Origin of the sequence: Streptococcus oralis (assembly GCF_023109155.1) — a bacterium.
In the GTDB taxonomy this organism is placed as follows: Bacteria; Bacillota; Bacilli; order Lactobacillales; family Streptococcaceae; genus Streptococcus; species Streptococcus oralis_BZ.
On sequence record NZ_JALDUA010000002.1, the window covers coordinates 43,626 to 66,134 of the forward strand.

Consider the following 22,509-nt stretch of genomic DNA (forward strand, 5'->3'; position numbering starts at 1 on the left):
AAAATGGAAAAATTAATTGCCTATAAACGGATGCCCTTGTGGAATAAACAGACCATGCCTGAAGCTGTTCAGCAAAAGCACAATACTAAAGTCGGCACTTGGGGAAAAATTACTGTCTTGAAGGGGGCACTCAAGTTTATTGAGTTGACTGAAGATGGTGAGGTTCTAGCTGAGCACCTCTTTGAGGCAGGAGCTGACAATCCTATGGCACAACCGCAAGCCTGGCACCGAGTAGAGGCTGCAACAGACGATGTAGAGTGGTACTTAGAATTTTATTGTAAACCTGAGGATTATTTCCCTAAGAAATACCAGACCAATCCAGTCCATTCAGAGGTCCTTGAGGCCATGCAGACGGTGAAACCAGGAAGAGCCTTGGATTTGGGTTGTGGTCAAGGCCGTAACTCTCTCTTTCTTGCACAGAATGGTTTTGATGTGACAGCTGTGGATCAAAATGAATTGTCCCTTGAAATCTTGCAAAGCATCGTAGAGCAAGAGGATCTAGACATGCCTGTCGGACTTTATGATATCAATTCAGCCAGCATTAGCCAAGACTATGATTTTATCGTATCGACAGTTGTTCTCATGTTCCTTCAAGCTGACCGTATTCCAGCTATCATCCAAAATATGCAGGAGCAAACTACTGTTGGAGGATACAACCTTATCGTCTGTGCCATGGATACGGAGGATTATCCTTGCTCAGTCAACTTCCCATTCACATTTAAAGAAGGGGAGTTGGCGGACTACTACAAGGATTGGGAATTGGTCAAGTACAATGAAAATCCAGGACATCTGCACCGTCGTGATGAAAATGGCAATCGCATTCAACTCCGATTTGCGACCATGTTAGCCAAGAAAATCAAGTAAATCAAACCCAACCCAGCGAATAGAAACCACTTTGCAAGGTTTCTATTCGTTTTATTTTTTGCGGCAGTAGAATTGGACAAACTTAATTTTATGCTATACTAGAAGTAGGAAATGTGAGCAGTAGAGCTGTATTGCTGTCACTCTCGGCGCAAGAAAGTGTAGATGATGGAGGTGATCAAATGGCGAGTCTTTTGGTGGAATTGTATGATCGGCATGTATTGGAAAAGAATGTCTACCAAGCCTTTGTCAGTGATTGTGACGAGATTCTCTTCCTTTCTTTGACAAAAATAAGCAATGAAGAGAAAGTCTCTCTCCGTCAGTTTATCATGGAAGAAGTCCCCCATATCCACCGTGTGACCTATCGTAAGTTATCTTTAGAACAACTGTCTGATCAGTTAGACTATTGTCTAGCAGGCTATGACCAAGTCCTTCTCGATGTGTTTGGCGGAGATTCACTACTAGCCCTATCTCTCTATCAATATGGCTTGGATCGCCGCCTCCCCATCGTTGCCATGGATGTTGAACGAGGAAAACAATACAAGTGGGTAGCTGGCCAGTTGGAAAAAGAAGATTTGGACATTCCAACCCTAAGCATCCAACAGTTGATAGCCTTGCGTGGTGGAAAAATGCTCAAATCCAAACACCCTATCCACTCAGTTGAGCAAATTGCGGCTATTAAAAAACTAGCCAGCTCTGCTATTGCCAATCCCGCCCACTGGTACCAAGTAACCCAATTTTTCTCTCTAGCTAAGACCAATGACCTGCATGCTGAGACCGAAAAGATACTGGAAAACAATGGCAAGTATTATCACTATCCAAAATCCCTTATTCCTTTACTTGTGGAAGCAGGGATGCTTTGTATTGAAAGCGAGGACAAGAAACGAGTAGCATACAGTTTTCCAAGTCAAGAAGCCCAAGTCTTTTGTCGCAATAAGGGACATATTTTAGAGGTATATCTCTATCTCTTGGCGCTTGAATCTCAGCTGTTTGATGAGTGCATGATAGGAGGTGAGATTGATTGGAATGGCATCTTTCCAGAGGCGGATAATGTCCAAAATGAGATTGATGTTATTCTGAGAAAGGGCCGCTCGATTACCTTTATCTCCTGCAAGATGACAGATTTATCAGTTGAAGCCATCAACGAACTAGAAGTCTACGCTAATCATTTTGCTGGGGAGAGTTGCCTCAAGTTAATTGTCTGTACGGGGAAAATCAATCCTGCTTATGCCAATCGCTGCCAAGAATACGGCGTGCTGGTCATTAGAAGTGAGCAGATTTCCAATCTCATTCCCATGCTAAAAAAATATTCTAAGAGACAAAAAAGATAAGAGATAATATCATGAAAGGCTGGAATTCCAGTCTTTTTTGCTTCTTTTTCGAATAAATGAGAAAAGGAGGTAGCCCATGTTTGTAGCCAGAGATGCCAAGGGGAATTTGGTGAATGCCCTTGAAAAAGATGTGACCAAGCAAGCCTATACTTGTCCAGCCTGTGGGGGCGGACTACGATTACGTCAAGGACAGAGTATTCGAACGCACTTTGCCCATGAAAGGTTAAGAGATTGCATCGCTATTTTTGAAAATGAAAGTCCAGAACACTTGGGCAACAAAGAGGCCCTTTATCACTGGGCCAAGAAGGACAGTCAGGTCGCCTTAGAATATAGTCTGCCTGAGATTCAGCAGGTTGCGGATGTTCTTGTCAATGAGAAACTAGCTCTGGAGGTTCAGTGCAGCCCCTTGTCTCAAAAGCTTTTAGGTGATAGAAGCCAAGGATACCGTAGCCAAGGCTATCAGGTTATCTGGCTACTGGGAGAAAAACTCTGGTTAAAAGAGCGATTAACACAATTGCAAAGGGGATTTCTCTATTTTAGTCAAAATATGGGTTTCTATGTTTGGGAACTGGATCTCAAAAAACAAGTTTTGAGACTCAAATATCTTTTGCATCAGGACCTACGTGGCAAGATTCATTTTCAGGTCAAAGAATTTCCCTATGGAAAAGGAAATCTCTTGGAAATCCTACGATTTCCTTATCAAAAACAAAAACTGCCTCGTTTTGCAGTTGTGCAAGATCCCACTATCTGTCACTACATTCGCCAGCAGTTGTACTACCAAACGTCCTACTGGATGAAGAAGCAGGAGGAAGCTTATTATCAAGGAGACAATCTATTAAACCATCAACTGGACGACTGGTATCCCCAGGTCAGACCGATAGAGTCAGGTGATTTTTTGCAGATTGAAACGGATTTGACTAGCTATTATAGAAATTTTCAGGCTTACTATCAAAAAAATCCGAAAAATAATCGCCAAAAGCTCTATCCACCAGCCTTTTATCACTTATATTTCTCAAAAAATGTGGTAAAATAGAAAGGATGGAGGAATCTTATGGTATTACAACGACATGAAATAAATGAAAAAGATACATGGGATCTTTCAACAATCTACCCAACAGACCAGGCTTGGGAAGAAGCCTTGAAAGATTTAACTGAAAAAGTACAAACAGCATCTCAGTATGAGGGGCATCTCCTGGATAGCGCAGACAGTTTGCTTGAGATTACAGAATTCTCACTTGACTTGGAACGCCAAGTTGAAAAGCTTTATGTCTATGCGCATATGAAAAATGACCAGGACACACGTGAAGCCAAGTATCAAGAGTACTATGCTAAGGCAATGACCCTATACAGTCAGTTAGAACAAGCCTTTTCATTCTATGAACCTGAGTTTATGGAGATTAGCGAAGAACAGTATGCGGCCTTCCTAGAAGCTCAACCAAAACTCCAAGTTTACAAGCACTTTTTTGACAAGCTCTTGCAAAAGAAAGACCATGTTCTTTCGCAACGTGAGGAAGAATTGCTTGCTGGAGCAGGAGAAATCTTTGGTTCTGCTAGTGAAACCTTCGCTATTTTGGACAATGCGGATATTAGCTTCCCATACGTGCTTGATGACGAAGGCAATGAAGTGCAACTCTCACACGGTACTTACATCCGTTTGATGGAGTCTAAAAACCGTGAAGTGCGTCGTGGTGCCTATGAAGCCCTTTATGCGACATACGAGCAATTTCAACACACTTATGCTAAGACTTTGCAGACAAATGTTAAGGTGCAAAACTACCGAGCAAAAGTTCGCAATTATAAGAGTGCTCGCCATGCAGCCCTTGCAGCAAACTTTGTTCCAGAAAGTGTCTATGATAATCTAGTAGCAGCAGTTCGCAAGCATTTGCCACTCTTGCATCGTTACCTAGAACTTCGTTCTAAAATCTTGGGGATTTCCGACCTCAAGATGTACGATGTCTACACACCGCTTTCGTCAGTAGATTATAGCTTTACCTACGAAGAAGCCTTGAAAAAGGCAGAAGAGGCCTTGGCGGTTTTAGGTGACGACTACTTGAGCCGTGTCAAACGTGCCTTCAGTGAGCGTTGGATTGATGTCTATGAAAACCAAGGCAAGCGTTCTGGTGCCTACTCTGGTGGTTCTTATGATACCAATGCCTTTATGCTTCTCAACTGGCAGGACAATCTAGACAATCTTTTTACCCTTGTCCATGAGACAGGTCACAGTATGCACTCCAGCTATACTCGTGAAACCCAACCTTATGTTTACGGAGATTATTCTATCTTCTTGGCTGAGATTGCCTCAACGACTAACGAAAATATCTTGACAGAGAAATTGTTGGAAGAAGTAGAAGACGATGCGACTCGTTTTGCAATTCTCAATAACTTCCTAGACGGTTTCCGTGGAACAGTCTTCCGTCAAACTCAATTCGCTGAGTTTGAACATGCCATCCACCAAGCAGATCAAAATGGAGAAGTCTTGACAAGTGATTTCCTCAATAAGCTCTACGCTGACCTGAACCAAGAGTACTATGGACTCAGCAAGGAAGACAATCCTCAGATCCAATACGAGTGGGCACGCATTCCACATTTCTACTATAACTACTATGTTTATCAGTATTCAACTGGTTTTGCAGCTGCTTCAGCCTTGGCTGAGAAGATTGTCCATGGAAGTCAAGAAGATCGTGACCGCTATATCGACTACCTCAAGGCAGGTAAGTCAGACTATCCGCTCAATGTCATGAGAAAAGCGGGCGTCGATATGGAGAAGGAAGACTACCTCAACGATTCCTTTGCAGTCTTTGAACGCCGTTTGAATGAGTTTGAAGCCCTTGTTGAAAAATTGGGACTAGCTTAAGATGGTAGAGTCTTACAGTAAAAATGCCAATCACAATATGCGACGTCCCGTCGTCAAGGAAGAAATCGTAGAACTCATGCGCCAGCGTCAAAAGCAGGTGACAGGTTCCTTGAAAGAATTGGAGACCTTCGCTCGCAAGGAAAATATTCCCATCATTCCCCATGAAACGGTCGCGTATTTTCGATTTCTCATGGAGACCATACAGCCCAAGAACATTTTGGAAATTGGGACAGCTATTGGCTTTTCTGCCCTCTTGATGGCAGAACATGCGCCAGATGCAAAGATTACAACCATTGACCGTAATCCTGAGATGATCGGTTTTGCCAAGGAGAACTTTGCCAAGTTTGACAGTCGTAAGCAAATCACTCTTTTAGAGGGAGATGCAGTAGATGTTTTATCTACTCTGACAGAAACTTATGACTTTGTCTTTATGGATTCGGCCAAGTCCAAGTATATCGTCTTTCTGCCTGAAATCCTTAAACATTTGGAAGTCGGTGGAGTAGTGGTCTTGGATGATATTTTTCAAGGAGGAGATGTTGCCAAGGACATCATGGAAGTCCGCCGAGGTCAACGAACCATTTACCGTGGTTTGCAAAGACTTTTCGATGCAACTTTGGACAATCCAGATCTAACAGCAACTCTAGTTCCGCTTGGAGACGGCATTCTCATGCTACGAAAGAATCTAGCAGAAGTAGAGCTTCCTGAGAGCGAATGATTTTCAGAAAAATTTAAGAAATTATAGTAAAATAGATAAGGTAACACTTACCGTAAAAGGAGTAAACATGAAGAAAAAACTTATGGCAGGAGCCATCACACTTTTATCAGTAGCAACACTTGTAGCTTGTTCAAACAGTTCTGAAGGAAAAGATTTGATCAGCATGAAGGGCGATGTGATTACAGAGCATCAATTCTTTGAAGAAGTAAAGAACAATCCAACTGCACAACAAGTCTTGCTCAATATGACCATCCAAAAAGTATTTGAACAACAATATGGGTCGGAGGTAACGGATAAAGATGTGGATGATGCCGTTGCTGAAGAACAAAAGAAATACGGCGATAGCTACAACAGCGTGCTTCAACGTGCAGGTATGACACCTGAGACTCGTAAAGCTCAAATCCGTACCAGCAAATTGGTTGAATTAGCGGTTAAGAAGGCTGCAGAGAGCGAGTTGACAGACGAAGCCTACCAAAAAGCTTTTGAGTCTTACACACCAGATGTAACAGCTCAAATCATCCGTTTGGATAATGAAGACAAGGCAAAAGAAGTACTTGAGAAAGCTAAAGCAGAAGGTGCGGATTTTGCTCAGTTGGCAAAAGACAACTCTAACGACGATAAAACAAAAGAAAATGGTGGAGAAATCACTTTTGACTCTGCTTCTACAGAACTTCCAGAACAAGTCAAGAAAGCAGCCTTTGCCTTGGATGTGAACGGGGTTTCTGATGTGATTACAGCTACTGGAACACAAGCCTACAGTAGTCAGTTCTACATCATCAAAGTAACGAAAAAAACAGAAAAATCTTCTAATATAGAGGATTACAAAGAAAAATTGAAGACCATCATCTTGACTCAAAAACAAAATGATTCAGCTTTTGTTCAAGGAGTAATTGGTAAAGAACTGCAAGCAGCAAACATCAAGGTTAAAGACCAATCATTCCAAAACATCTTCACCCAATACATCGGTGGTGGTGACTCAAGCTCAAGCAGCAGCTCTTCATCTAACTAGGAAAGCAAAAAACAAATCTCAAAAGAGATTTGTTTTTTTATACCTGATACTAGAAAATGAGTAAAATTCGAAGGATTAAAGGATAAGAGTTTTTTTCTTTCTGAAAAAGTGGTATAATAGCAATCAAAACTAGAAAATAAAACGGAATTGGGAACAGAAGCGTCTGTTCCTATTAGAGTGGTGAAATATGAAAATTAGTAAAAGGCACCTACTAAACTATTCCATTTTGATTCCTTACTTCCTTTTATCGATTTTGGGGCTGATTGTGGTGTACTCGACAACGAGTGCAACCTTGATCGAAGAAGGAAAAAGTGCCTTTCAATTGGTGCGTAACCAGGGGATCTTCTGGATAGCTAGTTTGATTCTGATTGCCTTAATCTATAAATTAAAATTAGGTTTCCTAAGAAACGGTCGTCTCATCTTTATCGTAATGATTGTGGAGATGGTTCTTTTAGCTCTGGCGCGACTGGTCGGAACACCTGTCAATGGAGCATACGGATGGATTTCTGTAGGACCTGTAACGATTCAGCCTGCTGAGTACCTTAAGATTATCATCATCTGGTACCTGGCACATCGATTTTCAAAACAACAAGGTGAGATTGCGGTTTATGACTTCCAGGTTTTGACACAGAATCAGTGGCTACCTCGAGCTTTTAATGACTGGCGTTTTGTTCTGCTGGTTCTGATTGGTAGCTTGGGGATTTTCCCAGACTTGGGAAATGCGACCATCTTGGTCTTGGTGGCGCTCATCATGTATACGGTTAGTGGGATTGCCTATCGTTGGTTCTCGACCATTTTGGCTCTCTTGGCAGGGAGCTCAATGTTAGTCTTGTCTGTCATTCGCTTTGTTGGGGTTGAAAAGTTCTCTCAAATTCCTGTATTTGGTTACGTTGCTAAACGTTTTAGTGCCTTCTTTAATCCCTTTAATGACTTGGCGGGTGCAGGACACCAGCTCGCAAATTCTTACTATGCAATGGTAAATGGTGGCTGGTTCGGACTTGGATTAGGAAATTCCATTGAGAAACGTGGTTATCTGCCAGAAGCCCATACGGATTTCGTCTTTTCGATTGTCATCGAGGAGTTTGGATTCGTAGGAGCCAGTATGATTTTGGCTTTACTCTTCTTCTTGATTTTGCGAATCATCTTGGTTGGTATTCGAGCAAAGGATCCCTTTAACTCTATGGTTGCTATTGGTGTGGGAGGGATGATCCTTGTTCAGGTCTTTGTCAATATCGGTGGGATTTCAGGGTTGATTCCTTCTACAGGGGTAACCTTCCCCTTCCTTTCACAAGGTGGGAACAGTCTATTGGTATTATCCGTAGCCATCGCGCTTGTACTGAACATTGACGCAAGTGAAAAACGTGCCAAACTTATCAGAGAATACGAGAATCAAACCGATGAAAATCTGTAAGGATTGAATGGAAAGGAAAGTATATGTCTCTTCAAAAATTAGAAAACTATAGTAATAAAGCAGTCGTCCAAGAAGAAGTCTTGATTCTGACTGAGCTATTAGAAGATATCACAAAGAATATGCTAGCGCCAGAAACCTTTGAAAAGATTATCCAGTTGAAGGAATTATCAACTAGCGAGAATTATCAAGGGCTCAATGACCTAGTGACCAGTCTTTCGAATGAAGAAATGATTTACATTTCACGCTATTTCTCAATCCTTCCACTTTTGATTAATATCTCTGAGGATGTGGATTTGGCCTATGAAATCAATCACCAAAACAATGTGGACCAAGACTATCTAGGAAAACTATCTACAACGATTAAGATGGTAGCTGAAAAAGAAAATGCAGCCGAAATTTTAGAAAAGTTAAATGTCGTTCCTGTCTTGACCGCTCATCCAACGCAAGTACAACGCAAGAGTATGCTGGACTTGACCAACCATATCCATACGCTTTTGCGCAAGTACCGTGATGTCAAACTTGGTTTGATTAATAAAGAAAAATGGCACACGGATCTCCGTCGTTACATTGAAATTATCATGCAGACGGACATGATTCGTGAGAAAAAATTGAAAGTAACCAACGAAATCACCAACGTGATGGAGTACTACCAAAGTTCTTTCCTGAATGCTGTTCCGCGTTTGACAGCTGAGTATAAAAAATTGGCTAAAGAACAAGGTATCGAGCTTGAGCATCCAAAACCAATTACCATGGGGATGTGGATTGGAGGAGACCGTGATGGAAATCCTTTCGTAACAGCGGAAACCCTCAATAAATCAGCCTTGACTCAGTGCGAAGTCATCATGAACTACTATGATGAAAAGATTTATAATCTTTATCGTGAATTTTCACTTTCAACCAGTATCGTGAATGTCAGCGACAAGGTTCGTGAGATGGCGCTGAAGTCACAAGATAACTCCATTTATCGCGAAAAAGAACTCTATCGTCGTGCCCTCTTTGACATCCAAGCTAAGATGCAGGCTACCAAGGCTTATCTCATAGAAGACAAGGATCTTCAGCCAAGATATGCCACTGCAGATGAATTCTATCAAGATTTGTTGGCCATTCGCGATTCTCTCCTTGAAAACAAAGGGGAATACCTGATTTCTGGAGAATTTGTCGAGTTGATGCAAGCTGTCGAAATCTTTGGTTTCTATCTTGCTTCTATTGATATGCGCCAAGATTCTAGTGTTCATGAAGCTTGTGTGGCAGAATTGTTAGCATCCGCAGGAATCAACGACCACTATAGCGATCTGTCTGAAGACGAAAAATGTGCCCTCCTCTTAAAAGAGTTGGAAGAAGATCCTCGTATCCTCTCAGCGACTCATGCTGAAAAGTCAGAACTGCTTGAAAAAGAACTCTCTATCTTTAAAGCTGCGCGCAAGTTGAAGGATAAACTGGGTGAAAATGTTATTCGTCAAACCATCATTTCTCACGCAACCAGTGTATCCGATATGCTTGAACTAGCCATTATGCTTAAGGAAGTCGGCTTGGTAGATGCCCAAAAAGCCCGCGTTCAGATTGTTCCCTTGTTTGAAACGATTGAGGACTTGGATCACTCAGAAGAAACCATGAGAAGATATTTCTCTCTACCTTTGGCTAAAAAATGGATTGCTTCAAAAGACAACTACCAAGAAATCATGCTTGGCTACTCTGATAGTAACAAAGACGGTGGTTACCTGTCATCATGTTGGACTCTCTATAAAGCTCAACAACAACTGACTGCTATTGGGGATGAATTTGGCGTTAAGGTTACTTTCTTCCATGGTCGTGGTGGTACTGTGGGTCGTGGTGGTGGACCAACTTATGAAGCCATCACATCTCAACCACTCAAGTCTATTAAGGACCGTATCCGTCTGACTGAGCAAGGAGAAGTCATTGGAAATAAATACGGTAACAAAGATGCAGCCTACTATAACCTTGAAATGCTGGTTTCTGCTGCCATTAACCGTATGATTACAAAGAAGAAGAGTGATACCAATACGTCAAATCGTTACGAAGCCATCATGGACCAAGTAGTAGACCGTAGTTATGATATCTACCGTGATTTGGTCTTTGGAAATGAACATTTCTATGACTATTTCTTTGAATCAAGTCCAATCAAGGCTATTTCAAGCTTCAATATCGGTTCGCGTCCAGCAGCTCGTAAGACCATCACTGAAATCGGCGGTTTGCGTGCTATCCCTTGGGTTTTCTCATGGTCACAAAGCCGTGTCATGTTCCCTGGCTGGTACGGAGTGGGATCAAGCTTTAAAGAGTTTATTGATCAAGATCCAAAGAATATCGAGTTCCTTCGTGATATGTACCAAAACTGGCCTTTCTTCCAATCTCTTCTTTCCAATGTGGACATGGTCTTGTCTAAGTCTAATATGAATATTGCTTTTGAATATGCCAAGCTCTGTGAAGACGAAGAAGTACAAGCTATCTACTACACTATTTTAGATGAATGGCAGTTGACTAAGGACGTTATTTTAGCTATCGAAGGTTATGACGAACTCTTGGCAGAAAACTCTTATCTAAAAGACAGTCTAAACTATCGTATGCCTTACTTTAATATCCTGAACTACATCCAGTTGGAGTTGATCAAACGTCAACGTCGCGGAGAATTGTCGGCAGACGAAGAAAAACTGATCCATACAACTATCAACGGAATTGCAACCGGTTTGCGTAATTCAGGCTGATATTCTACAAACTTCCTCTTTTATAAAGGGGAAGTTTTTGAATTGTTTAAAAAATTCTAAAAATAAGCTTGACAAGTAGTTGAAAAATGATATAATTTAAACATTCAGAAAGTAATCATGCTCATTTTTTAGAGAGTCTGTGGTTGGTGAAAGCAGATAGATGAAATTGATGAAATTGGGCTGAATGTACTTAAGAATTTGAAATCATAAAAATTCGGTGAGCACACCTTACAGTGCAACTCGTTATTGCGAGAAAGAGCGATAGGGATATTCCCTATAATTGAGGTGGCACCGCGCATCGACGTCCTCACACAAGTTTTTTGTGTGAGGACTTTTTCTATGGGGAGGAAAGATATTGGAATTTAAACGATGGCATCGCTTGATGATGTGATTTAACAAGTTAAGGTAAAAGAATTAAGGAGAAAGAATATGAAAAATAAACGTTTGATTGGAATTGTCGCTGGATTAGCAGTATTGGTAGTGGCTAGCTTGATTTATTCATCAATGAACAAGCCAGCAGCTAAGGAAGAGCAAAAGGTTGCTAAGGTTGGTGTCCTTCAATTTGTTAGTCACCCATCCTTGGACTTGATTTACCAAGGGATTCAAGATGGACTAGCTGAAGAAGGCTATAAGGACGATCAAGTAAAAATCGACTTTATGAACTCAGAAGGTGATCAGAGCAAGGTTGCAACTATGAGTAAACAATTGGTAGCAAATGGAAACGACCTTGTTGTTGGGATTGCGACACCAGCTGCTCAAGGACTTGCTAGTGCTACAAAAGACCTACCTGTTATCATGGCTGCTATTACAGACCCAATCGGTGCTAACTTGGTCAAAGATTTGAAAAAACCAGGTGGCAACATCACAGGGGTGTCAGACCACAACCCTGCTGAACAACAAGTAGAGTTGATAAAAACCCTCACACCAAATGTCAAAACAATCGGCGCTCTCTACTCAAGTAGCGAAGATAACTCAAAATCACAAGTTGAAGAATTCAAGGCTTATGCTGAAAAAGCAGGTTTGACAGTCGAAACATTTGCCGTTCCATCAACCAATGAAATTGCTTCAACAGTCAATGTCATGACAAGCAAGGTCGATGCGATTTGGGTTCCAATTGATAACACCATCGCATCAGCATTCTCAACAGTTGTTTCAAGTAACCAAACAGCTAAAAAGCCAATCTACCCAAGTGCCACTGCCATGGTAGAAGCAGGTGGATTAGCATCTGTAGTAGTTGACCAACACGATCTTGGTGTGGCTACTGGTAAGATGATTGCCAAAGTTTTGAAAGGTGAAAAACCAGCTGATACGCCAGTTAATGTATTTTCAACTGGTAAGTCAGTGATTAACAAAAAACTAGCGCAGGAACTTGGTATCACCATTCCTGAGTCCGTTCTAAAAGAAGCAGGACAAGTGATTGAATAAAGATAAAGGAGGAGCTGGGCACATCTCCTCCCATTTTTACTAAAGAAAGAAATGAGTGAAAGATTATGATAGTATCCATTATTTCTCAGGGGATGGTCTGGGCGATTTTAGGTTTGGGAATCTTTATGACTTTTCGAATTTTGAATTTTCCAGATATGACTACTGAAGGTTCTTTTCCTCTTGGGGGAGCAGTAGCTGTAACCTTGATAACACAGGGAGTCAACCCATTTTTAGCAACCCTAGCCGCAGTAGGAGCGGGCTGTCTAGCTGGAATGGCGACCGGTCTCTTATATACCAAAGGAAAAATCCCAACCCTCTTATCAGGGATTCTGGTCATGACTTCTTGCCATTCCATCATGCTCATGATTATGGGACGTGCCAATCTGGGGCTTCTTGGAACCAAGCAAATTCAGGATGTCTTGCCTTTCGATTCAGACCTTAACCAACTCCTGACTGGATTAATCTTTGTAGCTCTTGTTATTGGCCTTATGCTCTTTTTCCTGGATACTAAACTAGGTCAAGCCTACATCGCTACAGGTGATAATCCTGATATGGCTCGTAGTTTTGGAATTCATACTGGTCGTATGGAACTCATGGGATTGGTTCTTTCAAATGGGATCATCGCACTTGCAGGGGCCTTAATTGCTCAACAAGAAGGATATGCGGATGTTTCTCGAGGAATTGGAGTGATTGTCGTAGGGCTTGCTAGCTTGATTATTGGGGAGGTTTTGTTCAAGAGTTTGACCTTGGCAGAGCGACTCATGACCATCGTAGTAGGATCTATTGCTTATCAGTTCCTCGTATGGGGAGTGATTGCTCTTGGGTTTAATACAAGTTATCTTCGTTTGTACAGCGCCTTGATTTTGGCAGTTTGCCTTATGATTCCAACCTTCAAAAGCAAATACCTGAAAGGAGTCAAGTTTAGCAAATGACAGCAATTGTAGAATTAAAAAATGCTACCAAAGTCATCACCAATGGCTTTGACGAAGAAAAAATCATTCTGAATGATGTTTCTCTTGAAATTTTCGAACATGATTTCATTACCATCTTAGGGGGAAATGGAGCGGGGAAATCAACGCTTTTTAACACGATTGCAGGTACCTTACCTTTAACAAGTGGAAGTATCCGTATCATGGGGGAGGACGTGACGAATTTTTCACCTGAAAAGCGGGCTAAGTACTTGTCTCGCGTCTTTCAGGATCCTAAGATGGGTACGGCTCCCCGTATGACAGTGGCGGAAAATCTCTTGATTGCCAAGTTTCGTGGTGAGAAGAGAGGACTCCTGCCTAGAAGGCTTTCAAGCCATAGGGAAGAGTTCCAGACTACCATTGAAAAGGTTGGAAATGGTCTTGAAAAACATCTGGACACTCCTATTGAGTTTCTTTCAGGTGGACAACGTCAGGCCTTGAGTCTCTTGATGGCAACTTTGAAACGACCAGAGTTGCTCTTGTTGGATGAACACACAGCAGCCCTTGACCCAAAAACAAGTGTGGCATTGATGGAATTAACAGATGACTTTGTCAGCAAAGATCATCTAACAGCCTTGATGATTACCCACCATATGGAAGATGCACTGAAGTATGGAAACCGTCTGATTGTCATGAAGGAAGGTCGCATCATCCAAGACCTCAATAAAGAAGAAAAAGCTAAGATGAAAATTTCAGACTACTATCAATTATTTGAATAGATGAGTGAAGTAATCATCAAAAAATAGTGAAAATTAACTTAGAAACATGGAAGTGTTTCTGAGTTTTTTATCACCTCTTTCAATCTAGAAAAATAAGGCAAAGAGAATTACGGAAAGCGTATGAAATGGTTTACTTTTTTTCAGAAATAAGCTATACTAGTTTACGTGAAACTATGATAAGATGGAGGTATTGTGTATGGTTGACAAGCAAGTCATTGAAGAAATCAAAAACAATGCCAACATTGTGGAAGTCATAGGTGATGTGATTTCTTTACAAAAGGCTGGACGGAACTATTTAGGGCTCTGTCCTTTTCATGGTGAAAAGACCCCTTCTTTCAACGTTGTGGAAGACAAGCAGTTTTATCACTGTTTTGGCTGTGGTCGTTCAGGAGATGTCTTTAAGTTTATCGAAGAATACCAAGGTGTGTCCTTCATGGAAGCCGTTCAGCTCTTAGGAGAGCGCGTCGGTATTCAACTAGCTACGCCGGTACAGTCTCGTCCCCAACAAACTTCCCCTCATCAAGCTCTATACGATATGCATGAAGAAGCTGCCCGTTTTTACCATGCCATCCTCATGACGACAAAGATGGGAGAAGAAGCAAGGGCTTATCTCTACAAACGCGGATTGACAGATGATGTTCTGAAGCACTTCCAGATTGGACTAGCTCCAGCAGAGAGAACTTATCTCTATCAACGTTTGGCTGACAAGTTTGAGGAAAAGGATTTATTGGATTCGGGCTTGTTTTATCTGTCAGATGGTAATCAATTTTATGATACTTTTTTTGGACGAATCATCTTTCCTTTGACCAATGACAAGGGGCAGGTTATTGCATTTTCAGGTCGTATCTGGCAAGAAACGGATAGTCAGACTGCCAAATATAAAAATAGCCGCTCGACTGCAATTTTTAACAAGAGCTACGAATTGTATCATCTGGACAAGGCAAAAAAGGGAACAGGTAAGATTACAGAGCTCTATCTGATGGAAGGCTTCATGGATGTGATTGCAGCCTACCGTGCTGGTATAGAAAATGCTGTAGCTTCCATGGGAACAGCCTTAAGCAAGGAGCATGTTGATCACCTCAGACGCTTTACCAAAAAAATTGTTCTCAGCTACGATGGCGACAAGGCAGGGCAGACAGCAACAGCCAAGGCTCTAGAGGAGTTAAAAGACTTCTCAGTTGAGGTTGTTCGAGTACCTGATGCCATGGACCCAGATGAGTATTTGCAAAAGAATTCTGCTGAAGACCTGGCTTACCTTTTAACCAAGACTCGGATTAGTCCCATAGAGTTCTATATTCACCAGCTCAAGCCGGAAAATAGTGATAACTTACAGGCGCAAATCGAGTTCATTGAAAAGATTGCCCCCCTAATCGCCAAAGAAAAGTCTATCACTGCCCAGAATTCTTATATCCACATTCTGGCGGATAATCTACCTTCTTTTGATTACCAGCAGGTGGAGCAGATTGTAAATGAAAGTCGCATTGTTCAAAGGCAGGAAAGAGTCAAAGAGGAGCAACCTCCAGCAGCGATTAGTTTACCTGTAACGCGGCAACTGACAGCAGTCATGAGAGCAGAGGCTCATCTCCTTTATAGGATGGCTGAGAATCCAGTTGTTCTAAATGACTACCGATTAAGAGAAGATTTTTTCTTTGATACCCCAGAATTTCAAATTCTTTACGAATTATTAAGTGAAGAGGGAGAAATCGGATCAGAGGAACTGTCTCATCAGACTCCTGAGGTTGAAAATGCCTGGTACCACGTGCTTAGCTTGGATTTGCCAGCTGAGATGTCGCCTCAAGAGCTAGTAGAAGTAGAAGCGACTCGAAACCGTGCCCTCCTCAGCAAGGACAATTTAAGGATTAAAAAGAAAGTGCAGGAAGCTAGTCATGTAGGAGATACAGACACAGCCTTGGAAGAATTGCAACGATTGATTTCCCAAAAGAGAAGAATGGAGTAATAATGGCAACAAAACAAAAAGAAGTAACCACATTTGATGTGCAAGTAGCAGACTTTATCCGTAACCACAAAAAAACAGGAACAGCAACAGATGACGAAATCAATTCAAGTCTGGTTATTCCGTTTGCCCTTGATGCAGAAGGCATTGAAGACCTTTTGCAACGGATTCAGGATGCTGGAATTTCTATCACAGATAACGAAGGAAATCCAAGCGCGCGTGTTCTTAGTGCAGAAGAAGAACCAGAACTCAGTGATGAGGACTTGATTGGCTCAACTTCTGCCAAGGTTAATGACCCAGTCCGTATGTATTTGAAGGAAATCGGGGTTGTTCCTCTCTTGACTAACGAAGAGGAAAAAGAATTGGCCTTAGCAGTTGAGGCTGGTGATATTGAAGCTAAACAACGTCTTGCAGAAGCCAACCTTCGTTTGGTGGTTTCGATTGCTAAGCGCTACGTAGGGCGTGGCATGCAGTTTCTTGACTTGATCCAAGAAGGAAACATGGGCTTGATGAAGGCTGTTGACAAGTTTGACTATTCAAAAGGATTCAAGTTTTCAACTTACGCAACTTGGTGGATTCGTCAGGCGATTACCCGTGCCATCGCTGACCAAGCCCGTACTATTCGTATCCCTGTCCACATGGTAGAAACCATTAACAAGCTTGTCCGTGAACAGCGGAATCTCCTTCAAGAATTGGGACAAGATCCAACTCCTGAACAAATCGCTGAGCGTATGGATATGACACCTGACAAGGTCCGCGAAATCTTGAAAATTGCTCAAGAACCAGTATCACTTGAAACACCGATTGGTGAAGAGGACGATAGCCATCTTGGGGACTTTATCGAAGACGAAGTAATTGAAAATCCAGTAGACTACACAACTCGAATCGTTTTGCGCGAGCAGTTGGATGAAGTTTTGGATACTCTCACAGACCGTGAAGAAAACGTTCTGCGCCTTCGTTTCGGGCTAGATGATGGGAAAATGCGTACCCTTGAAGATGTTGGTAAAGTCTTTAACGTGACTCGTGAGCGTATCCGTCAGATTGAGGCCAAGGCTTTGAGAAAATTGCGCCAACCAAGTCGCAGCAAACCCCTTCGTGATTTTATTGAAGACTGAGAGTGAGGAATAACATGGCTTATACAGAAGAGCAAATTGAAACGATCAAAACACGCATTTTAAATGCTTTGGAAGAAGTCATCGACCCTGAGTTGGGGATTGATATTGTCAACCTAGGTTTGATTTATGAAATTCGTTTTGATGGTGAAACAGGTCATACTGAAATTGATATGACCTTGACAACTATGGGCTGCCCACTGGCTGACCTTTTGACAGACCAGATACATGATGCGATGACAGATGTGCCTGAGGTAACCAATACCGAAGTTAAATTGGTCTGGTATCCAGCTTGGACAGTTGAAAAAATGAGCCGATACGCGCGTATCGCCCTAGGAATTAAATAAAGACTAAAAAAATGAGAGAGACGATTGGAAAATAGGATAATTTTATCCTTTTTCCAATCGTCTCTTCTTTCTTTTGCTGATTTTCTGGAAATAAAATGGTATAATGAAAGGTATGGAAAACGAAAAATTGCGTATTAATATGCTAAGCTCAAGTGAAAAAGTAGCTGGTCAAGGAGTGTCAGGAGCATATCGAGAATTGGTTAGTCTCCTTCACCGCGATGCTAAAGACCAGTTGATTGTTACAGAGAATCTTCCTGTAGAGGCAGATGTAACTCATTTTCACACCATTGATTTCCCTTATTATTTATCTACTTTCCAAAAGAAACGCTCTGGGAGAAAAATTGGCTATGTGCATTTTTTGCCTGATACGCTTGAGGGGAGTTTAAAGATTCCATTTTTCCTAAAAGGAATTGTCAAACGCTATGTTTTTTCCTTTTACAACCGAATGGAACACTTGGTGGTGGTCAATCCCATGTTTATCGAGGATTTAGTGGCTGCTGGTATTCCGCGTGAAAAAGTAACTTATATTCCAAATTTTGTAAACAAAGAAAAATGGCATGCATTACCAGCTGAACAGGTTGCACAACTCCGGAAGGAAATGGATCTCGCGGAAGATCAGTTTGTCGTAATCGGTGCGGGTCAGGTTCAGAAACGTAAAGGGATTGATGACTTTATCCGTCTTGCTGAGGAATTGCCAGAAATTACCTTTATCTGGGCAGGTGGTTTTTCATTTGGTGGGATGACAGATGGTTATGAACGCTACAAGAAGATAATGGACAATCCACCTGAAAATCTTATTTTTCCTGGAATTGTGTCACCCGAACGGATGCGGGAACTTTATGCTATGGCGGATCTGTTCTTGCTACCAAGTTATAATGAATTATTCCCTATGACCATCTTAGAGGCCGCTAGTTGCGAGGCTCCGATTATGTTAAGAGATTTGGATCTATATAAGGTTATTCTTGATGGGAATTATCGTGCTACAAGTGATGTTTCCGAGATGAGAGAAGCAATCCTAGAATACAAGAATGATTCTGAAGCCTTAAAAGACTTGAAAGAAAAAGCTTGCGAGATCTCCAAAGAGTACTCTGAGGAGCATTTGTTGGAAATCTGGTTAAAATTTTATCGAGAACAGGCTGCTTTGGGCAAAAAGTGAGGTAATTTATGCGAATTGGTTTATTTACAGATACCTATTTCCCTCAGGTTTCCGGGGTCGCGACTAGTATTCGGACTTTGAAAACTGAGCTTGAAAAGCAGGGGCATGCAGTTTTTATCTTTACAACAACAGATAAAGATGTGAACCGCTACGAGGATTGGCAAATTATTCGCATTCCGAGTGTCCCTTTCTTTGCGTTTAAGGATCGACGATTTGCCTACCGAGGTTTTACAAAGGCGCTTGAAATTGCCAAGCAGTATCAACTCGATATTATTCATACCCAGACAGAATTTTCTCTTGGTTTGTTAGGAATTTGGATTGCGAGAGAATTGAAAATTCCAGTTATTCATACCTACCATACCCAGTATGAAGACTATGTGCATTACATTGCTAAGGGCATGCTAATTCGTCCGAGTATGGTAAAATATTTGGTGCGTGGCTTCCTTCATGATGTAGATGGCGTGATTTGCCCTAGTGAGATTGTTCGTGACCTTTTATCTAAATACAAAGTCAAGGTTGAAAAGCGTGTCATCCCAACTGGAATTGAGCTGGCTAAGTTTGAACGACCTGAGATCAAAGAGGAAAACTTACTAGAGCTTCGTTCGAAGTTAGGTATTCAGGAAGGCGAGAAAATGCTGCTGAGTCTTTCTCGTATCTCCTTTGAGAAGAATATCCAAGCAGTCTTAGTCGCCTTTGCACAGGTTTTGAAAGAAGAAGAAAAGGTGAAGTTGGTTGTTGCTGGAGACGGACCTTATCTGGACAGTCTGAAAGAACAAGCAGGGAAATTAAACATACAAAAACATGTGATTTTTACAGGTATGATTGCTCCCAGTGAGACAGCCTTGTACTATAAAGCAGCTGATTTCTTTATTTCAGCATCTACGAGTGAAACTCAGGGTTTAACCTATCTAGAAAGTCTAGCCAGTGGAACGCCTGTTATTGCTCATGGCAACCCCTATCTTGAAAATCTGATCAATGATAAAATGTTTGGGACCCTCTACTATGGAGAACGAGAGCTTGCAGGAGCTATACTTGAAGCATTGATTGCTACTCCTGATATGTCTGAACAAAATTTGGCGGATAAGTTGTACGAGATTTCGGCTGAAAATTTTGGGAAACGAGTTCATGAGTTTTACCTTGATGCCATTATCTCAAATAACTTTGAACATGAGCTACATGATGGACAGCCTGTCACTCAGCGCTTTTTAAAAACGATTCTCTATCTACCTCAACAGGCTGTTACAAGCCCAGTAAAAGAATCCAAGCGTATTTTAAGAGCGTCTCGAAAACAATTGTCTAGCATCAGAGATTATTGGAGAGACGAATTCAAATAATAGAATAAGAGGAAGAAAAAATGAAAAAATTAATGAGAAGCGGAAAAGATCAAAAAATTGGTGGAGTATGCGCAGGAGTTGCTCATTATTTTGATATTGATCCAACAATTGTTCGTGTCATTTGGGCTGTTCTTGCATTTTGTTATGGGACAGGAGTCCTTGCTTATATCATTTTATGGTTGATTGCACCAGTTTCATCAGAGTATTAAATTAGAATTATATAGAAAAAGGAGAAGTTATGGCTTTTGGAGATAACGGAAAACGCAAAAAAACATTGTTTGAAAAGGTGACGCTTGTTGTCGTGCTCATCATGTTGTTTGTAACCCTTGCTGGTATCTTTGCAACTGCGCTTGGAGCTTTCAGTAGATTCTAAGCAAGCTATGAGGATAGAAACAATAACTAATGACTGGGTTCTCCCCAGCCTTTTTAAAGTGAGAAGAAAATATGAGTATGTTTTTAGATACAGCCAAGATTAAGGTCAAGGCTGGTAATGGTGGCGATGGCATGGTTGCCTTTCGCCGTGAAAAATATGTCCCTAATGGCGGTCCTTGGGGTGGTGATGGTGGACGTGGAGGTAACGTTGTTTTCGTGGTAGACGAAGGCTTACGTACCTTGATGGATTTCCGCTATAACCGTCATTTCAAGGCTGATTCCGGTGAAAAAGGAATGACCAAAGGAATGCACGGACGTGGTGCAGAAGATCTACGTGTTCGCGTGCCACAGGGGACTACTGTACGTGATGCGGAAACAGGTAAAGTCATCACAGACTTGATTGAACATGGTCAAGAATTTATCGTGGCTCATGGTGGTCGAGGTGGTCGTGGAAATATCCGTTTTGCCACTCCAAAAAATCCTGCACCTGAAATCTCTGAGAATGGAGAACCAGGACAAGAACGTGAGTTGCAACTGGAATTGAAAATCTTAGCAGATGTTGGTCTAGTCGGTTTCCCATCTGTCGGAAAGTCAACTTTGCTTAGTGTCATCACTTCAGCTAAACCTAAGATCGGTGCTTACCACTTTACGACGATTGTCCCTAATTTAGGTATGGTTCGTACGCAGTCAGGTGAATCTTTTGCAGTAGCAGATCTTCCAGGTTTGATTGAAGGTGCTAGTCAAGGTGTTGGTCTTGGAACCCAGTTTCTTCGTCATATCGAACGCACACGAGTTATCCTCCATGTCATCGATATGTCAGCTAGTGAAGGACGTGATCCTTATGAGGACTACCTTGCTATCAATAAGGAATTAGAATCCTATAACCTTCGTCTCATGGAACGTCCACAGATTATCGTGGCCAACAAGATGGATATGCCTGAAAGTCAGGAAAATCTGAAAACTTTCAAGGAAAAGTTGGCAGCAAACTACGACGAGTTTGAGGAACTCCCAGCCATCTTCCCAATTTCTGGTCTGACCAAGCAAGGCTTGGCTACACTTTTGGACGCGACAGCCGAGTTGTTAGACAAGACTCCAGAATTCCCGATTTATGATGAATCCGATATGGAAGAAGAGGCTTACTATGGCTTTGACGAGGAAGAAAAGGCCTTTGAGATTAGTCGTGATGATGATGCGACATGGGTACTTTCTGGTGAAAAACTCATGAAACTCTTTAACATGACCAACTTTGACCGTGACGAATCGGTCATGAAGTTTGCCCGTCAGCTTCGTGGTATGGGTGTTGACGAAGCCCTTCGTGCACGTGGAGCCAAAGATGGTGATTTGGTTCGCATCGGTAAATTTGAGTTTGAATTTGTAGACTAGGAGATTGATATGGGAGATAAACCGATATCATTCCGAGATGCAGATGGAAATTTTGTTTCTGCAGCAGATGTGTGGAATGAAAAGAAACTAGAAGAATTGTTTAATCGTCTAAATCCTAAACGTGCTCTTCGATTGGCGCGTACAAAGAGAGAAGAAACACAGTCAAAGAAATAAAAAATTCCCGTGATCTTTTAATCACGGGATTTGTTTTATTCACTAAAGAAAAATGGTGGCGCATATTTTTTAAGACTCTCAAAACAAGCTTGCGCTTTTGTAGCATCTTCACAGATAATCATGCAGACATCGTCTCCACAAAGGGTTGCAACGATATCTGGAAAGGCCAAGGAATCAATTACAGATCCAAACGATTGGGCTAAACCGGGTAAAGTTTTCAAAATAACCTGGTGTTGGACAGGACGCAACATAACAAGAGCATCTTCCATATAATTTTCAAGACGTTTTTCCCATTTGGAGATAGATCCCGTATTCAGCACATAATAAGAATTGTCCTCTTCGCGCACTTTTGAAAGGTTCATGGTTTTGATATCGCGTGATAAGGTAGCCTGAGTAACTTGGATATCATTTTCCGCTAATAATGCTTGTAATTCAGCTTGTGTATGGATTTTGTTTTTTGAAACGAGGGCGCGGATAAGTTGGTGTCTGTGTTCTGATTTGTTCATAAAGTAAGTACTCCTTTTACAAGGTACAGTAGCGTGGACTGAACGAAAATGTCAGTCGGGTGGTAGGCGGTATTGTCACGTATGATGATTTCACAGTCAGTAGGATAAAGAACTAGATGGAGAGATTCTCCTTCTTTTAACTTGTCACTAGTTGCGTG

General features: G+C 41.6%; 21 protein-coding genes and 1 other annotated feature. Of the genes, 20 read left to right on the forward strand and 1 reads right to left on the reverse strand.

Annotation, left to right across the window (positions count from 1 at the left end; genetic code table 11):
* The first annotated feature begins 3 nt into the window (after positions 1 to 3).
* The 20 genes from tehB (at position 4) to M1F63_RS04310 (ending at position 21,845) form a co-directional block, all read left to right on the forward strand.
* Positions 4 to 864: an SAM-dependent methyltransferase TehB gene (tehB, locus tag M1F63_RS04215; RefSeq protein WP_247940801.1), complete on the forward strand. Its 861-nt coding sequence runs from the start codon at positions 4 to 6 to the stop codon at positions 862 to 864.
* A 179-nt stretch (positions 865 to 1,043) separates the two neighbouring features.
* The gene (locus tag M1F63_RS04220; RefSeq protein ID WP_247940802.1) at positions 1,044 to 2,192 is read left to right on the forward strand and encodes a PDDEXK family nuclease; all 1,149 of its coding nucleotides are present in this window, start codon (positions 1,044 to 1,046) and stop codon (positions 2,190 to 2,192) included.
* 76 nt (positions 2,193 to 2,268) lie between these two features.
* Positions 2,269 to 3,225 carry a competence protein CoiA gene (locus M1F63_RS04225; RefSeq protein WP_247940803.1) on the forward strand — a complete coding sequence of 319 codons (957 nt, stop codon included), beginning with the start codon at positions 2,269 to 2,271 and terminating at the stop codon, positions 3,223 to 3,225.
* A gap of 18 nt (positions 3,226 to 3,243) precedes the next feature.
* On the forward strand, positions 3,244 to 5,046 hold the full coding sequence (gene pepF, locus M1F63_RS04230) for an oligoendopeptidase F (protein ID WP_247940804.1): 1,803 nt from the start codon (positions 3,244 to 3,246) through the stop codon (positions 5,044 to 5,046).
* Between the two features lies 1 nt (position 5,047).
* On the forward strand, positions 5,048 to 5,761 hold the full coding sequence (locus M1F63_RS04235; protein WP_080980315.1) for an O-methyltransferase: 714 nt from the start codon (positions 5,048 to 5,050) through the stop codon (positions 5,759 to 5,761).
* 67 nt (positions 5,762 to 5,828) lie between these two features.
* Entirely contained in the window at positions 5,829 to 6,770 is a 942-nt protein-coding gene (gene prsA / locus M1F63_RS04240; RefSeq protein ID WP_247940805.1) for a peptidylprolyl isomerase PrsA, read from the forward strand.
* Between the two features lie 187 nt (positions 6,771 to 6,957).
* Positions 6,958 to 8,181 carry a cell division peptidoglycan polymerase FtsW gene (gene ftsW / locus M1F63_RS04245; RefSeq protein ID WP_000703344.1) on the forward strand — a complete coding sequence of 408 codons (1,224 nt, stop codon included), beginning with the start codon at positions 6,958 to 6,960 and terminating at the stop codon, positions 8,179 to 8,181.
* A gap of 23 nt (positions 8,182 to 8,204) precedes the next feature.
* A complete protein-coding gene (gene ppc / locus M1F63_RS04250; RefSeq protein ID WP_000058163.1) occupies positions 8,205 to 10,901 on the forward strand; it encodes a phosphoenolpyruvate carboxylase in 2,697 nt (898 codons plus the stop codon).
* Between the two features lie 96 nt (positions 10,902 to 10,997).
* Positions 10,998 to 11,213, forward strand: a binding site (T-box leader).
* Positions 11,214 to 11,330: 117 nt separating this feature from the next.
* Positions 11,331 to 12,326: a tryptophan ABC transporter substrate-binding protein gene (gene trpX / locus M1F63_RS04255; protein ID WP_247940806.1), complete on the forward strand. Its 996-nt coding sequence runs from the start codon at positions 11,331 to 11,333 to the stop codon at positions 12,324 to 12,326.
* Positions 12,327 to 12,391: 65 nt separating this feature from the next.
* Positions 12,392 to 13,258 (forward strand): ABC transporter permease, encoded by an 867-nt coding sequence (locus tag M1F63_RS04260; protein ID WP_223327573.1) that lies wholly within the window; start codon positions 12,392 to 12,394, stop codon positions 13,256 to 13,258.
* Positions 13,255 to 14,013, forward strand: a complete 759-nt coding sequence (locus M1F63_RS04265; protein WP_000125429.1) for an ABC transporter ATP-binding protein — start codon at positions 13,255 to 13,257, stop codon at positions 14,011 to 14,013. Before M1F63_RS04260 ends, M1F63_RS04265 begins: the two co-directional genes overlap by 4 nt.
* Positions 14,014 to 14,209: 196 nt before the next feature.
* The gene (gene dnaG / locus M1F63_RS04270; RefSeq protein ID WP_247940807.1) at positions 14,210 to 15,970 is read left to right on the forward strand and encodes a DNA primase; all 1,761 of its coding nucleotides are present in this window, start codon (positions 14,210 to 14,212) and stop codon (positions 15,968 to 15,970) included.
* 2 nt (positions 15,971 to 15,972) lie between these two features.
* Complete coding sequence (gene rpoD / locus M1F63_RS04275) at positions 15,973 to 17,082, forward strand: RNA polymerase sigma factor RpoD (protein WP_049549994.1); 1,110 nt, start codon at positions 15,973 to 15,975, stop codon at positions 17,080 to 17,082.
* Positions 17,083 to 17,096: 14 nt separating this feature from the next.
* On the forward strand, positions 17,097 to 17,426 hold the full coding sequence (locus M1F63_RS04280; RefSeq protein WP_000331930.1) for a metal-sulfur cluster assembly factor: 330 nt from the start codon (positions 17,097 to 17,099) through the stop codon (positions 17,424 to 17,426).
* Between the two features lie 112 nt (positions 17,427 to 17,538).
* Positions 17,539 to 18,582 carry a glycosyltransferase family 4 protein gene (locus M1F63_RS04285; protein ID WP_247940808.1) on the forward strand — a complete coding sequence of 348 codons (1,044 nt, stop codon included), beginning with the start codon at positions 17,539 to 17,541 and terminating at the stop codon, positions 18,580 to 18,582.
* Between the two features lie 8 nt (positions 18,583 to 18,590).
* Positions 18,591 to 19,916 (forward strand): glycosyltransferase family 4 protein, encoded by a 1,326-nt coding sequence (locus M1F63_RS04290; protein WP_049500621.1) that lies wholly within the window; start codon positions 18,591 to 18,593, stop codon positions 19,914 to 19,916.
* 20 nt (positions 19,917 to 19,936) lie between these two features.
* On the forward strand, positions 19,937 to 20,125 hold the full coding sequence (locus tag M1F63_RS04295; RefSeq protein ID WP_000735788.1) for a PspC domain-containing protein: 189 nt from the start codon (positions 19,937 to 19,939) through the stop codon (positions 20,123 to 20,125).
* Positions 20,126 to 20,154: 29 nt separating this feature from the next.
* A complete protein-coding gene (locus tag M1F63_RS04300) occupies positions 20,155 to 20,289 on the forward strand; it encodes a DUF4044 domain-containing protein (RefSeq protein ID WP_000863851.1) in 135 nt (44 codons plus the stop codon).
* Between the two features lie 71 nt (positions 20,290 to 20,360).
* Complete coding sequence (gene obgE, locus M1F63_RS04305; protein ID WP_000061637.1) at positions 20,361 to 21,671, forward strand: GTPase ObgE; 1,311 nt, start codon at positions 20,361 to 20,363, stop codon at positions 21,669 to 21,671.
* Positions 21,672 to 21,680: 9 nt separating this feature from the next.
* A complete protein-coding gene (locus M1F63_RS04310; protein ID WP_247940809.1) occupies positions 21,681 to 21,845 on the forward strand; it encodes a hypothetical protein in 165 nt (54 codons plus the stop codon).
* Between the two features lie 35 nt (positions 21,846 to 21,880).
* On the opposite strand, the gene M1F63_RS04315 is transcribed toward M1F63_RS04310, so the two are convergent.
* Positions 21,881 to 22,351 carry an arginine repressor gene (locus tag M1F63_RS04315; protein ID WP_001043018.1) on the reverse strand — a complete coding sequence of 157 codons (471 nt, stop codon included), beginning with the start codon at positions 22,349 to 22,351 and terminating at the stop codon, positions 21,881 to 21,883.
* Between the last annotated feature and the right edge of the window lie 158 nt (positions 22,352 to 22,509).

What these genes read in the sequence shown, in the direction of transcription:
- tehB (WP_247940801.1), top strand. Translation starts at nt 4, where the DNA reads ATGGAAAAATTAATTGCCTATAAACGGATGCCCTTGTGGAATAAACAG.
- M1F63_RS04220 (WP_247940802.1), top strand. Translation starts at nt 1,044, where the DNA reads ATGGCGAGTCTTTTGGTGGAATTGTATGATCGGCATGTATTGGAAAAG.
- M1F63_RS04225 (WP_247940803.1), top strand. Translation starts at nt 2,269, where the DNA reads ATGTTTGTAGCCAGAGATGCCAAGGGGAATTTGGTGAATGCCCTTGAA.
- pepF (WP_247940804.1), top strand. Translation starts at nt 3,244, where the DNA reads ATGGTATTACAACGACATGAAATAAATGAAAAAGATACATGGGATCTT.
- M1F63_RS04235 (WP_080980315.1), top strand. Translation starts at nt 5,048, where the DNA reads ATGGTAGAGTCTTACAGTAAAAATGCCAATCACAATATGCGACGTCCC.
- prsA (WP_247940805.1), top strand. Translation starts at nt 5,829, where the DNA reads ATGAAGAAAAAACTTATGGCAGGAGCCATCACACTTTTATCAGTAGCA.
- ftsW (WP_000703344.1), top strand. Translation starts at nt 6,958, where the DNA reads ATGAAAATTAGTAAAAGGCACCTACTAAACTATTCCATTTTGATTCCT.
- ppc (WP_000058163.1), top strand. Translation starts at nt 8,205, where the DNA reads ATGTCTCTTCAAAAATTAGAAAACTATAGTAATAAAGCAGTCGTCCAA.
- trpX (WP_247940806.1), top strand. Translation starts at nt 11,331, where the DNA reads ATGAAAAATAAACGTTTGATTGGAATTGTCGCTGGATTAGCAGTATTG.
- M1F63_RS04260 (WP_223327573.1), top strand. Translation starts at nt 12,392, where the DNA reads ATGATAGTATCCATTATTTCTCAGGGGATGGTCTGGGCGATTTTAGGT.
- M1F63_RS04265 (WP_000125429.1), top strand. Translation starts at nt 13,255, where the DNA reads ATGACAGCAATTGTAGAATTAAAAAATGCTACCAAAGTCATCACCAAT.
- dnaG (WP_247940807.1), top strand. Translation starts at nt 14,210, where the DNA reads ATGGTTGACAAGCAAGTCATTGAAGAAATCAAAAACAATGCCAACATT.
- rpoD (WP_049549994.1), top strand. Translation starts at nt 15,973, where the DNA reads ATGGCAACAAAACAAAAAGAAGTAACCACATTTGATGTGCAAGTAGCA.
- M1F63_RS04280 (WP_000331930.1), top strand. Translation starts at nt 17,097, where the DNA reads ATGGCTTATACAGAAGAGCAAATTGAAACGATCAAAACACGCATTTTA.
- M1F63_RS04285 (WP_247940808.1), top strand. Translation starts at nt 17,539, where the DNA reads ATGGAAAACGAAAAATTGCGTATTAATATGCTAAGCTCAAGTGAAAAA.
- M1F63_RS04290 (WP_049500621.1), top strand. Translation starts at nt 18,591, where the DNA reads ATGCGAATTGGTTTATTTACAGATACCTATTTCCCTCAGGTTTCCGGG.
- M1F63_RS04295 (WP_000735788.1), top strand. Translation starts at nt 19,937, where the DNA reads ATGAAAAAATTAATGAGAAGCGGAAAAGATCAAAAAATTGGTGGAGTA.
- M1F63_RS04300 (WP_000863851.1), top strand. Translation starts at nt 20,155, where the DNA reads ATGGCTTTTGGAGATAACGGAAAACGCAAAAAAACATTGTTTGAAAAG.
- obgE (WP_000061637.1), top strand. Translation starts at nt 20,361, where the DNA reads ATGAGTATGTTTTTAGATACAGCCAAGATTAAGGTCAAGGCTGGTAAT.
- M1F63_RS04310 (WP_247940809.1), top strand. Translation starts at nt 21,681, where the DNA reads ATGGGAGATAAACCGATATCATTCCGAGATGCAGATGGAAATTTTGTT.
- M1F63_RS04315 (WP_001043018.1), bottom strand. Translation starts at nt 22,351, where the DNA reads ATGAACAAATCAGAACACAGACACCAACTTATCCGCGCCCTCGTTTCA.